Consider the following 13,076-nt stretch of genomic DNA (forward strand, 5'->3'; position numbering starts at 1 on the left):
GCCGAAGGCACCGCGAAGCGGCGATTTACCGCCGGGAGCCCGGGTCGCCAGGGTGGTGGCGACTGAGCCACCCTGGCACGTTCACAAGTCATGCCGTTACAGAGTAGCAAGGAACATAAAGTGAACGAATGACCTCCACAGCCGTATGTTCCCCCTCACCCCCGCCCTCTCCCAAAGGGCTGAGGGTTCCCCAGAAAAATGAAAAGCACGATGAAGTGTGATCTACTGGTTGCGCTAACAAATCAGAAGAGACCTCATCGTGCCTTTACAGACAGTCTGCCAGAAATTTTTCTCCGCGTCTTTACCGGACGTTCACAGCTTCCGGATTAATGTCCTTGTTTCCATGGCCGTTGCCCTCACGCACGGTGCGGATCTGACCCTGACCAGCCTTGGTCGCACTCTTCCCGGCAGGGCGCACGTCAAAAATAAAATTAAACGTGTTGACCGTGCCCTGGGTAATACCGCCCTTCACCGGGATATTCCCCGTATTCAGCACCTGCTCACACATACCATCACCTCCCTGATGCCCTTCTGTGTGATTGCTGTCGACTGGACAGGCTGGCATGACAGGAACTGGTATCTTCTGCGGGCAAGCCTGGTCTGTAATGGTCGCTCACTGCCGCTTATGAGTGAGGTTGTCCCCGCAGAGCTGGCGCAGAACAGCGATGTACAGTGCCGCTTCCTTGACCGCCTGCATGATGCCATCCCGAAAGATAAAGCCGTCACCATCATTACGGATGCAGGCTTCCGGACAGACTGGTTCCGGCATGTCAGCCAGCTGGGCTGGAGCTTCACCGGCAGGGTCAGGGGCTGCATCAGCTTCCGGCTGGATGGAGATAAAAAGTGGATGAAAATCAGTGAGCTTGAGGCTACCGGACAACCGGTCTGCGTGGGTTACGGTGTCCTGTCCCGTAAACCACGAACGCCCTGTTACGGCCGGTTCTATCTGCATAAGCGCCCTGACGCAGGGCGTCAGGGAAAAGGGGGGATGCCGAAAACACAGCGGGAACACCGCAGTAGCGCGCGGGAGCCCTGGCTGCTGTTCAGTAATGCAGAGGGACTGGAGCCGCACCAGATAATGGCCCTGTACAGCCGCAGAATGCAGATAGAACAAAACTTCCGGGACGACAAAAGTCCACGCTTCGGGTTCGGTCTGAGGCTGAGCCGGAGTCAGGGAAAAGGGCGACTGGAAGTGCTGAATATGGTCGCGGCAATGGCAAGCCTGGTGATGTGGCTGGCAGGTTACAGGGCAGAAAGGCAGTGTTTACACTGGCACTATCAGGCAAGCAGCATCAGGCACAGACGGGTTCTGTCATACCTGAGTCTGGCAGAAGAAGTCATCCGGCATGAGCCCGGGAAAGTGAGACGGCTGAATATAGTTAACGAGATGAAAAAGCTGGGAAAAGAGTACAGTAATATGGTCATGGCGGCATGACCATATTACTGGGGATCCCTCTCCCTGTGGGAGAGGGTCAGGGTGAGCGCATCAGACCGCACCCTACTAAAACGGCCGTAATCCCCTTCCCACCGGCACCGCACTCATCCACATCGTCACCGCCGCTACCAGCAGGATCACCCCGCCCGCCAGCGCGAGCGTCGTCCAGCCAACCTGTCGCCACAGCACCGGCGTTTTATTGCCGCTGAGTTTTACCGCCAGTTGACGGAAGCTGTGAACCAGTAATGCCAGTGACGAAATGGTCAGGGACGTTCCTGCCGCCATAGCCAGCGCAGAGAGCATGCCCCAGCCGAATACGCCAATCACTTTGCTGAACAGCAGTACCATGATCGCACCTGAACATGGTCGCATCCCCATTGAAAGGACAATCATCACCCGGGCACGCCAGTCGTCGCCGCTCTGCAACTGCGCCTGCGTAGGCAGATGCTGATGTCCGCAGCCGCAGTGGGCATCATGGACATGATGTGGCGTAAAGGATTTGAAGGTTGGCTTTTTCAGCAGGACGCGCAGTTTTTTCAGCGCCCGCCAGCAGAGGATCCCCCCCAGCACGCCCACCAGCGCATAACTTCCCTTCTCCAGCCAGAAACTGCTCAGGTGCAGCTGACGAGCGGGAAGCTGTAACAGCGAGAGGACGACCACTACCAGCCCGATAGCGACGCCGCCCTGCAGCAGCGAAGAGGCCAGCGTCAGACCGATGCTCGATTTCAGCTTCGAGGGATGCGTGGCAAGCCAGGTAGTGATCACAATCTTGCCGTGCCCCGGCCCCAGCGCATGCAGCACCCCGTAGACAAAACTGAATGCCAGCAGGGAACCACCTGCTTTTGTTGGGTTATCCGCCACCGCCTTGAGTAGCCCGCTCATCTGCTGGTTAACGTCACGCTGCCAGAGAATGCTTTTCATCATAACCTGCGGCCAGGCCTGCCATAACCACAGCGCGCCGCACACGGCCAGCAATAAAAAGAGCGCCAGCGGCCAGAGATGGAGCCAGCGACGTGGTTTGCGGGCGGAAGAGGCGATCACTGACATTGTAACGTCACCTGCTGTGCAAACTGTTTACCCAGTTCCATATCTTCAGGAGGGGCATCCTCTTTATCCAGAGAGACGGCGAAGTTGAGCGTCTCTTCGCTGGGTTTTGGCGTATGAACAGCGAGTTTGCAGGATTTTTGCAGGGTAGTCGGTAGCGTCACGTCACTCTCCTTCGCATAGCTCATATCGACGTAATAGGTGGGGTCGAAGGTGGAAAAGGTATACGTCTGTCCTGCCAGCGGCTGAGGATGCGCCAGCGGGAGAACAAACGTCAGCACCGCCTGATGACCGTCGCGCGACATGCCGTACTCCGTAGGGCGATTCATAAACTTCACCTTTTGTCCGTTATGCCAGAACTCGGTGAAGTAGTGCTGTCCCAGAACGTTGGCCATGACCTCCGCCGCCAGCTTTTTCCAGATCTCATCGCCTGGCTTTGCATTTCCCGCGTCATACAGGAGATCGGCCGAGGTGATTTCATCCATCGTCCAGCGCATTTTCAGGCCGCTCAACTGGGTTCCGTCAGTCACCAGCTCGGTTTTGAGACTGATAAAACTGTGAGGATGCGCGCCGGCGGTGAAAGTGATAACCGCCAAAAATAACGCCATCGCGCTGTGTTTAACTGTTTGCATCAATTCCTCACGTCAAAAATTCTGTGATGTTCGCCAGCAATCCTGAGTGAAAGGGCTGCCGGTACGCTTTTCAGCGTCGATCCTTTAGCTATTCTTACCAGACATTCACACTGGATACCCAACAGATGATGACAACGCTTGAAATTCCATCTGTGCTTTCCAGTTCGCAGCGCCGCTGCCAGGTGCTTTTGATGCTTTACCTGCCCGATGCTGCCGTCACCGCACAGAGCATAATCGCAACCAACGGCGTGGACGACGCCATGGCACGGCAAGATATAGCCGAGACGCGCGATGAAATCCAGCGCTATCACCGGCTGGACATTGTCACGCACCATGACGGCAGCTACCGGATTGAAGGCTCGGTCCTGAATCAGCGTTTATGTCTGCTGCACTGGCTGCGCAGGGCGCTCCGCCTGTGCCCACATTTTGTTTCGCAACAGTTTACCCCGGCGCTTAAAACCGCGCTTAAACAGCAGGGCATCGCGCGTCAGCTTTATGACGATACGAATCTGCGGGCGTTGATCAGCTTCTGTTCGCGAAAGCTACAGCGCCCCTTTGACTGCCGTGACGTGCAATTTTTACAGCTCTTCTTGCAGTATTGTCTGATCCAGCATCACCTGGGCAATACGCCGCAGTTTTCCCCCGTTCAGCGCAACTGGACACAGTCGCGAGGGGAATACTTTACGGCGCAGGAAATTGTGCGTCACTGGAAACGCCGCGTGCCGCAGGGCACCCACAGCGACGAACAACTGTTCCTCGCGCTGCTGTTTATGATGCTGCGCACGCCCGATCCGGTGCTCGATAAACATCAGCAGGATCAGCGTCTGCGCCGGGCCATCGTGCGGATGATTGCCCGTTTTCGCGCCCAGACAGGAATGAACTTCAGCGATGAACAAGGGCTGACCGATCAGCTCTACGTTCATCTGGCACAGGCGCTGGACCGGTCGCTGTTTGAGATCGGCATCGACAACAGCCTGCCAGAAGAGATCCATCGCCTTTACCCCCGTCTGTTACGCACCACCAAGGAGGCGTTGTTTGAGCTGGAAGCGGAGTTTGGCCTGCGTTTTTCTGATGAAGAGATGAGTCTGGTGGCGGTGATTTTTGGCGCCTGGCTGATGCAGGAGACCGATCTTCACGAAAAACAGGTGGTGTTATTAACCGGAGAGGATAAATCCTGTGAAGAGGTGATTGAACAGCAGCTACGCGAACTAACGCTGCTGCCGCTCAATATTCGTTATCTGACGCTGCAGGCTTTTCAGAAAGAGGGAGCTCCGCGCGAAGCGGCGCTGGTCATTACCCCTTACCCCACCGCCCTGCCCCTGTTCTCACCGCCGCTGATCCACGCCGTGGAATCGCTGAACGCACAGCAGCAAGAACATATTCGCGCCATGCTGGAATCGTAGTCAGGCGCGCGCGGCCACTTTCGGGCGAATAAACATCGCCGGTAGCGCGACCAGTGCCATTACCCAGAACACGCCGTGTCCCAGATGTTGATACAGGAAGCCCGCAAAGACCGTCATCACGGCAATGCTGCCGCCCATCGCCACCGCAGAATAGACCGCCTGCAAGCGAATCACATCCCCGCCTTCACGCGCGGCGATATAGCGCATGGCCGCCAGATGGCAGACGGTAAAGGTGCCGCAGTGCAGAATTTGCGCCACGATCAGCCAGGGCAGTTCGGTCGTCCAGCCCATAATGCCCCACCGCGCCACGCCACACACGGCGGAGAGCAGCAGCAGGTCGCGCGCGCCGAAGCGGCGGAACAGTTTCTTGCTGAGCGCAAAGATAATCACTTCGGCCACCACGCCAAGCGACCACAGGTAGCCCACGGCAGAGGCAGAGTAACCGGCACCCTGCCAGTAAATGGCGCTGAAGCCGTAATACGCCGCGTGCGCCCCCTGAAGCAGGCAGACGCAGGCCAGAAAACGCCAGCTTTGCGCCACCAGGCTTCGCCAGGCGGGCCAGCCTGCGCTTTCCTGATGGCGGCTTTCGCCTTGCGGCATGACTGACGGTCGCAGCAGCATGCCCAGCAACATCGAGGCGATACCGATGCTTAACAGGGCAAGAATGGCGCGGTAATCGTAAAGACTGACCAGTTTCCCCACCAGCGCAGAGCCAATCACAAACGCAATGGAGCCCCACAGGCGCACGCGACCGTAGTCCATGGTGATCTGCTTTTGCCAGGTGTTTGCCAGGGCGTCCGTCAGGGGAACCAGCGGGGAGAAGAACAGGTTAAAGCCGACCATCACCACCATCAGCCAGGCAAACTGATGGCTGACCCAGAAGCAGGCCACAAAGACCAACGTTAGCAGGGCAAGAATACGCACAGCTTTGATGAGTAAGGAGGGATCGCTGACGCGCGGTGCAATCAGCAGGCTGCCAAGGAAACGCGCCACCAGCCCCGCCCCCAGCAGGACACCGATGGTTTCCGGAGTAAGGCCAATTCCCTTGAGCCAGACGCTCCAGAAAGGCAGAAAAATACCGTAACTAAAGAAATAGGTGAAATAGCTGAGCGCCAGCCAGCGCGTGGAATGCAAGACCATGAATCCCTCCCGAAATGGACGCCATAGTCTGGCGAGAATATAAAAATTAAGCAAGTAGATAGCCTGCTATAAATTAACGAAAAATTAACATTCAGTGCAATCGTCTGGCTTATGGCAGGGAACGAAAATGTGTATTACGTTTAAATTACTCCACTTGCAGAGGTTTTCTGCCATGAACTCACTTCGCTATTTCGATTTCGGTCAGTCACGCCACCTGTTGTTGTTGATTGCCCGTATCGCCCTTGTCGTACTCTTTATTATCTTCGGCTATCCAAAACTGACGGGGTTTAACGGCACCGTACAATATATGACGTCGCTTGGCGCGCCAATGCCCATGCTGGCGGCCATTATCGCCGTGGTGATGGAAGTCCCTGCCGCCATCCTGATCGTGCTGGGCTTTTTCACCCGCCCTCTCGCCGTACTGTTTGTGTTCTACACGCTGGGCACGGCAGTTATTGGTCACCATTACTGGGACATGACCGGGGATGCGGTTGTGCCGAATATGATTAATTTCTATAAGAACGTCAGTATTGCTGGCGCATTTATCCTGCTGGCGATTGTGGGACCGGGAGCAATATCCCTCGACCGACGTTAAGACATAAAAAAAGGCCGCAAACGCGGCCTTTTTATTTCTGCTAAGCAGAAGAATTATGCGTATACCGGGAAGCGTGCGCAGATATCCAGAACTTTCGCTTTTACGCGCTCAATAACCGCTTCGTCATTGATGTTATCCAGAACGTCACACATCCAGCCAGCCAGCTCTTTCACTTCCGCTTCTTTGAAACCGCGGCGAGTAACAGCCGGAGAACCGATACGGATACCGGAGGTCACGAACGGACTCTTCGGATCGTTTGGTACGCTGTTTTTGTTCACGGTGATGTTGGCGCGGCCCAGGGCGGCGTCAGCTTCTTTACCGGTCAGGTTCTTATCAACCAGATCCAGCAGGAACAGGTGGTTTTCAGTACCGCCGGACACCACTTTGTAACCACGGTTCAGGAACACTTCCACCATCGCTTTGGCGTTTTTGGCAACCTGCTGCTGGTAGACTTTGAACTCTGGCTCCATCGCTTCTTTCAGCGCGACAGCTTTTGCCGCGATCACGTGCATCAGCGGGCCGCCCTGTGCGCTTGGGAACACAGCGGAGTTCAGTTTTTTGTACAGCTCTTCATCGCCGCCTTTCGCCAGGATCAGGCCACCGCGTGGACCCGCCAGGGTTTTGTGCGTGGTGGTGGTCACAACGTGAGCATGAGGAACCGGGTTCGGGTAAACGCCTGCGGCGATAAGACCGGCAACGTGCGCCATATCCACGAACAGGTAAGCACCGATGCTGTCTGCGATTTCACGCATTTTTGCCCAGTCAACGATACCGGAGTAAGCAGAGAAACCACCGATGATCATCTTCGGCTTGTGCTCTTTAGCCTGCTTCGCCATGTCTTCGTAGTCAATTTTGCCTGACTCATCAATACCGTAAGGGATGATGTTGTACAGTTTGCCAGAGAAGTTTACCGGGGAGCCGTGAGTCAGGTGACCGCCCTGCGCCAGGTTCATACCCAGAACGGTATCGCCCGGCTGCAGCAGCGCGGTGTAGACCGCGAAGTTTGCCTGAGAGCCGGAGTGCGGCTGGACGTTAGCGTAGTCAGCGCCAAAGAGTTCTTTCGCACGGTCAATCGCCAGTTGCTCAACGATATCAACGTACTCGCAACCGCCGTAGTAGCGCTTGCCCGGATAACCTTCAGCATATTTGTTGGTCAGCTGAGAACCCTGCGCCTGCATGACGCGCGGGCTGGTGTAGTTCTCGGAGGCGATCAGTTCGATGTGCTCTTCCTGACGTACTTTTTCCTGCTCCATAGCCTGCCACAGTTCGGCATCATAATCGGCAATGTTCATTTCACGCTTTAACATCCGCATCTCCTGACTCAGCTAACAAGTAAAATTTGGCCTGAAAAGGCAGTCCTGTTGGACGACGGGCAACAGTATAACTGAATAGTTCTGTGATAACAGGTCTTGACAAACGATTTTACGCAAACGTTTTCCTTCACGCCACGCAAGGGTTTGAGGAATAAAGCCCTCGTCATTTTCAACGGATTTCTTTTCAGGTTTGTGATGCATATATTTCATCTTGCAAAGAACCATTTACATCGCAGGGTTATTTTTATAAGATGCATTTAAAATACATCATTAAGTTCACATCAGAAGGACGCGCTCATGCTCGACGCTCAAACCATCGCTACCGTTAAAGCCACCATTCCCCTGCTGGTGGAGACAGGCCCTAAGCTCACCGCTCATTTCTACGACCGCATGTTCGCGCACAACCCGGAGTTGAAAGAGATTTTCAACATGAGTAACCAGCGTAACGGCGATCAGCGGGAAGCGCTTTTCAATGCCATCGCGGCCTACGCCAGCAACATTGAAAATCTGCCAGCCCTGCTGCCTGCGGTGGAGAAAATCGCGCAGAAGCATACCAGTTTCCAGATCAAACCCGAGCAGTACAACATTGTGGGCGGTCACCTGCTGGCGACGCTGGACGAGATGTTCAGCCCGGGCCAGGAGGTACTGGACGCCTGGGGCAAAGCTTACGGCGTGCTGGCAAACGTCTTTATCAACCGAGAAGCGCAGATCTACAGCGAAAACGCCAGCAAGAACGGTGGCTGGGAAGGGACCCGTGCCTTCCGCATTGTTGAGAAAACGCCGCGTAGCGCGCTGATTACCAGTTTTGAGTTCGAGCCGGTGGATGGTCAACCCGTTGCCGATTATCAGCCGGGGCAGTATCTCGGCGTCTGGCTGAAGCCTGAAGGTTTCCCGCATCAGGAGATCCGCCAGTACTCCCTCACCCGTAAGCCAAACGGCAAAGGCTACCGTATTGCGGTGAAACGCGAGGACGGCGGTCAGGTTTCCAGCTGGCTGCATAACGAAGCCAGCGTGGGCGACGTGGTTCATCTGGCTGCGCCGGCGGGCGATTTCTTTATGGCCGTTGAGGCAAATACCCCGGTGACGCTGATCTCTGCGGGTGTGGGTCAAACGCCAATGCTGGCGATGCTGGACACCCTGGCGAAATCCAGCCACAGCGCGCAGGTTAACTGGTTCCACGCCGCTGAAAACGGGGATGTGCACGCCTTTGCTGATGAGGTGAAAACGCTGGGTGCTACCCTGCCGCGTTTCACCGCGCACACCTGGTATCGTCTGCCAACGGATGCCGATCGTACAGCGGCCCGCTTTGACAGCGAAGGGTTGATGGATTTACGCCAGCATGAAGGTGCGTTCAGCGCGCCGGAGATGCAGTTCTACGTCTGCGGTCCGGTGGCGTTTATGCAGTATGCCGCGAAACAACTGGTTGAACTGGGCGTCAATAAAGACAACATCCATTACGAATGTTTTGGACCGCATAAAGTGCTGTAATACAAAAAGCCCCTCGAACGAGGGGCTTTTTTTGCCGGATGGCGGCTGCGCCTGACCCGGTCTGCAAATCGCTGACAATGTTAAATCGCAGCGTCGTCTTCTTCGCCGGTACGGATACGGATGACACGCGCCACGTCAAAGACGAAAATTTTACCGTCGCCAATTTTACCCGTTTGCGCCGTACGGATAATGGTATCCACACAGGTATCGACAATATCGTCGCTTACCACGATTTCAATTTTCACTTTCGGCAGAAAGTCCACCATGTACTCTGCACCACGGTAAAGCTCGGTGTGGCCCTTCTGACGACCAAAACCTTTCACTTCGGTCACGGTCATACCGGTGATGCCCACTTCCGCCAGCGCTTCACGTACATCATCCAGTTTGAAAGGTTTAATAATCGCATCAATCTTTTTCATGGTGGGTCCTTAAACTCTTGCCTGTAAGCCGCGTCGTAATCGATTGCTCACAGTATCATATTCATTCGAAGTTTGCGGTACTACTCTTTAAAATCGTTGGCTTCCAGCTCATGGCGTGACAGCAGCTTATAGAACTCGGTGCGGTTGCGTCCGGCCATGCGTGCCGCGTGGGTCACGTTACCTTTGGTGATCTGCAACAGCTTACGCAGATAGTTTAGCTCGAACTGGTTACGCGCTTCGGCAAACGTCGGCAGTGCCGTGTTCTCGCCTTCCAGCGCCTGCTCCACCAGCGCGTCACTGATGACAGGTGACGACGTCAGCGCCACGCACTGCTCTATCACGTTGACCAGCTGACGCACGTTTCCCGGCCAGCTTGCGGCCATCAGCCGCTTCATCGCATCGGTGGAAAACGCCCGCACAAACGGTTTGTGGCGATCCGCAGACTGGCGCAGCAGGTGATTCGCCAGCAAAGGGATATCTTCCGCACGTTCGGCCAGCGCCGGAATTTTCAGGTTCACGACGTTCAGGCGGTAGTAAAGATCTTCACGAAACTCATTGCGCGCCATTACCTTTGGTAAATCACGGTGCGTGGCGGAGATGATGCGCACGTTAATGTCGATATCACGGTTGCTGCCCAACGGGCGCACTTTTCGCTCCTGCAGCACGCGCAGTAATTTGACCTGCAGCGGTGCAGGCATGTCGCCAATCTCGTCCAGGAAAAGCGTGCCGCCTTCCGCCGCCTGGAATAGGCCTTCTCGGCTGCTGACTGCACCGGTGAACGCACCGCGGGCGTGGCCGAACAATTCAGATTCGAGCAGTTGTTCAGGCAGTGCGCCGCAGTTAATGGCAATAAAGGCGTTTTTGCTGCGCGGGCTGGCATTATGGATGGCCTGCGCCAGGATCTCTTTCCCGGTGCCGCTCTGCCCGTTAATCAGGACGCTGACGTCAGACTGCGCCACCATCCGGGCCTGTTCCAGCAGACGCAGCATGATGGGGCTACGCGTGACAATAGGCTCCCGCCACGCCTCATCGCTCGACGGGGCAGCATGTTCCAGCGCACTGTCGATGGCCTTATACAGCGCGTCTTTATCCACCGGCTTGGTCAGGAAGCTGAAAACCCCCTGCTGTGTCGCCGCGACAGCATCCGGGATCGAGCCGTGCGCCGTCAGGATAATCACCGGCATGCCCGGCTGCTGCTTCTGGATCTCTGCGAACAACTGCAGGCCATCCATTTCATCCATCCGCAGGTCGCTTATCACCAGGTCAATTTTCTCCCGGGCGAGAATTTTGAGCCCCTCCAGCCCGCTTTCAGCCGTCACGACGCTGTAGCCTTCACTGACCAGACGCATTCCCAACAGCTTGAGTAAACCGGGATCGTCATCCACCAGCAGGAGATGGGCAGGTTTACGGCTCGTCATGCTTCACATCCTCTTGTTTCGGTGTATCGCTGTCCGGTGCAGCAGATGAACTCCCAGGCTGATATTTACGCGACGAGAGCTGTCTTTCGATATCGGTCAGGTTCTCCAGCTTACGCGTCGTGGTATCCAGTTGCGTACGCAAATGTTGTTGCTGCTGACGCAGGGTATCCAGCTCGCTGTCGGTTGACTGTTGCAGCTTGCTGTAACGGGATCGCTCTTCAGACAACTGAAGTTGTAATGTCTGCCCATCGCGCCAGAGCTGATAAACAGGGCGTACCTGAGCGGGAAGATATGCCACAAAGGTGTCGAGCCGCGTGACGTTCGTGCGTCGTTCGACAGGGGTAATTTTGGCATCCCCAAGCAATATTCCGCGCTTGAAGGCGTCCTGCCAGGTATCGTCGTCCAGCATCGCCGCTTTTGAGCGGGCTTCAACCGGAGCCAGACGCTGCGCGCAGTCTATTCCGCGTAGCCAGAACAGAGGATTGGTTTCGACGTCATGCCCCGACAGGTTCCAGATGTCGTCGCAGCGGGTTGAGAGAAAATCTGCCAGCTGATTCTCTGGCCATTTATCTTCCTGTTTATCGCTAATGGCACTTTTTGGCACATGGGAAACACACCCCGCCAGCAATAAACAAGGCAGACTCAGGCGCAACGTTTTACGGGAAAACACCGCGCGTATGGCGCGGAAAAAGACGTGTGACATACTCACCAGACATAGCTTCATTTTATTGGTTTTTCCGGCTCAGGGGCAGTTCGATACGGAAGCAAACATCGGAACGTTCATCCGTGACAATGTTTAGCTCCCCCTGCATGCGTCGTATACAGTCCCGGGCGATACTTAACCCCAGACCGCTTCCTTTAACCGCACCTTTTCGCTGATGACTTCCCTGGAAGAAGGGTTCAAATATCATCTCTCTTTCGTCATCGGGGATCGGGGTGCCGGTGTTGGCGACATCAATAAAGACCCGTGAACCATTCGTATAGCTTCGGATATAAATGTTACCGGATTCAGTACCATAGTGCACCGCATTGGAATAAAGATTATCCAGAACGCTCATCAATAACATCGGTTCAGCCAGGCAGGTTGGCTCATTCAGCGTCACCCCGGTATGCATCATTTTAGCTCTTGCAGGCAAGCTGTGGGCAGAGATCACCATATCCACCAGCGGCTCAATCTCGACATTTTCGAGGACGACCGCCCCATCCGCCAGCTTGCGGTTGTAATCGAGCAGTTGCTCAATTAATTTCTGCAGATTGCGGCTACTGGCGTCGAGGATCTCAACAATCTCTTTCTGCTCCACCGTCAGCGGCCCCGCCACTTCGTCTGCCAGCAATTCCGTGCCTTCGCGCATGCTGGCCAGCGGCGTTTTAAGCTCGTGGGAAATATGACGTAAAAACTGGTGACGCTGGGATTCCAGCCACGACAGGCGCTCCGAAAGCCAGATAATCCGCTGCCCCACGGAACGCAACTCGCGCGGGCCTTTAAAGGCCACCGTATCGCCCAGTGATTTCCCCTCCCCCAGACGATTGATCATCCGCTGGATGCCCTTCACCGGGCCGATGATCATTCGGGTAAAAAGTAACACCAGCGCGAGGCTGACCAGGAACAGCACCAGCGCCTGCCAGCCAAAGAACTGACCGCGTTCGGCAATCTCCTGCTGCAGTTGCTGACCGCGAGAGAAAATCACCGCACGGGTAGACTGCACCATCTCAGCATTGGCATTGGCAAAGGCTTCAAGGCGCGCGGCTGCGGCGGCATCAGGGCCACTGTTCTTACACTGCAGCTGGGCCAGGTCGTTCAAATCCTGACGTAATGCCTGGTAGAGCTTATCGTCCGGCAACACGCCGGCATGCGCATCCAGCATCTCGCTATAGCGTTTACGCTGATTCTGGTAGACCTTTTCCAGCGTGCGATCGTCAAGCACGCAATACTGACGATAGCTACGCTCCATCTCCAGCGCGGCGTTGGTCATCGCTTCACTGCGTCTGGCGTCAATGAGCGTCGTGCGGTTAGTCAGTGCCGCCTGAGCACTGAGCGCGTTCAGGCTTTGCCACGCCTGCCAGGCCAGAATCAGTAAAGGCAGCAGGATCAGCAAAAAGGCCATCATTACGAGTTGACGCAGGGAACGGGGGAAAACGGGCCAGCGTTTCAACGCATTACTCTCTTTGAATGGGTTTGAGGAGAGCGT

12 protein-coding genes are annotated in these 13,076 nt (G+C 55.6%); 4 read left to right on the forward strand and 8 right to left on the reverse strand.

Annotation, left to right across the window (positions count from 1 at the left end):
- Positions 1-259: 259 nt before the first annotated feature.
- Positions 260-1,435: an IS4 family transposase gene (locus ACQG2G_RS16070; protein ID WP_317460939.1), complete on the forward strand. Its 1,176-nt coding sequence runs from the start codon at positions 260-262 to the stop codon at positions 1,433-1,435.
- Positions 1,436-1,501: 66 nt separating this feature from the next.
- Here the strand turns inward: ACQG2G_RS16070 and ACQG2G_RS16075 are convergent, their stop codons facing one another.
- Both ACQG2G_RS16075 and ACQG2G_RS16080 read right to left on the reverse strand, forming a co-directional pair.
- Positions 1,502-2,482 (reverse strand): nickel/cobalt transporter, encoded by a 981-nt coding sequence (locus ACQG2G_RS16075; protein WP_061772840.1) that lies wholly within the window; start codon positions 2,480-2,482, stop codon positions 1,502-1,504.
- A complete protein-coding gene (locus ACQG2G_RS16080; RefSeq protein WP_023620117.1) occupies positions 2,473-3,111 on the reverse strand; it encodes a DUF1007 family protein in 639 nt (212 codons plus the stop codon). Before ACQG2G_RS16080 ends, ACQG2G_RS16075 begins: the two co-directional genes overlap by 10 nt.
- A gap of 125 nt (positions 3,112-3,236) precedes the next feature.
- Between ACQG2G_RS16080 and csiE the strand changes: the two genes are divergently transcribed.
- Entirely contained in the window at positions 3,237-4,514 is a 1,278-nt protein-coding gene (gene csiE / locus ACQG2G_RS16085) for a stationary phase inducible protein CsiE (RefSeq protein WP_248079165.1), read from the forward strand.
- Here csiE and ACQG2G_RS16090 read toward each other — a convergent pair whose 3' ends face one another.
- Complete coding sequence (locus ACQG2G_RS16090; protein WP_013098300.1) at positions 4,515-5,654, reverse strand: 3-phenylpropionate MFS transporter; 1,140 nt, start codon at positions 5,652-5,654, stop codon at positions 4,515-4,517.
- Positions 5,655-5,826: 172 nt separating this feature from the next.
- Here ACQG2G_RS16090 and ACQG2G_RS16095 point away from each other — a divergent pair, with 172 nt between their 5' ends.
- A complete protein-coding gene (locus ACQG2G_RS16095; protein ID WP_013098301.1) occupies positions 5,827-6,249 on the forward strand; it encodes a DoxX family protein in 423 nt (140 codons plus the stop codon).
- Positions 6,250-6,302: 53 nt separating this feature from the next.
- Here the strand turns inward: ACQG2G_RS16095 and glyA are convergent, their stop codons facing one another.
- On the reverse strand, positions 6,303-7,556 hold the full coding sequence (gene glyA, locus ACQG2G_RS16100) for a serine hydroxymethyltransferase (RefSeq protein ID WP_013098302.1): 1,254 nt from the start codon (positions 7,554-7,556) through the stop codon (positions 6,303-6,305).
- Positions 7,557-7,859: 303 nt separating this feature from the next.
- Here glyA and hmpA point away from each other — a divergent pair, with 303 nt between their 5' ends.
- Positions 7,860-9,050 (forward strand): NO-inducible flavohemoprotein, encoded by a 1,191-nt coding sequence (gene hmpA, locus ACQG2G_RS16105; protein WP_020690045.1) that lies wholly within the window; start codon positions 7,860-7,862, stop codon positions 9,048-9,050.
- Between the two features lie 80 nt (positions 9,051-9,130).
- Here hmpA and glnB read toward each other — a convergent pair whose 3' ends face one another.
- From glnB to qseE, 4 genes are all read right to left on the reverse strand, one after another.
- A complete protein-coding gene (gene glnB, locus ACQG2G_RS16110; RefSeq protein ID WP_003860685.1) occupies positions 9,131-9,469 on the reverse strand; it encodes a nitrogen regulatory protein P-II in 339 nt (112 codons plus the stop codon).
- 80 nt (positions 9,470-9,549) lie between these two features.
- A complete protein-coding gene (gene glrR, locus ACQG2G_RS16115; RefSeq protein ID WP_013098304.1) occupies positions 9,550-10,887 on the reverse strand; it encodes a two-component system response regulator GlrR in 1,338 nt (445 codons plus the stop codon).
- Positions 10,874-11,611, reverse strand: coding sequence for a two-component system QseEF-associated lipoprotein QseG (gene qseG / locus ACQG2G_RS16120; RefSeq protein WP_061771661.1), 738 nt, complete (start codon positions 11,609-11,611; stop codon positions 10,874-10,876). Before qseG ends, glrR begins: the two co-directional genes overlap by 14 nt.
- 1 nt (position 11,612) lies before the next feature.
- Complete coding sequence (qseE, locus tag ACQG2G_RS16125) at positions 11,613-13,040, reverse strand: two component system sensor histidine kinase QseE/GlrK (protein WP_029882227.1); 1,428 nt, start codon at positions 13,038-13,040, stop codon at positions 11,613-11,615.
- Between the last annotated feature and the right edge of the window lie 36 nt (positions 13,041-13,076).

The sequence above is a fragment of the Enterobacter cloacae complex sp. 382A5 genome (assembly GCF_050031095.1).
Taxonomy (GTDB): Bacteria; Pseudomonadota; Gammaproteobacteria; order Enterobacterales; family Enterobacteriaceae; genus Enterobacter; species Enterobacter cloacae.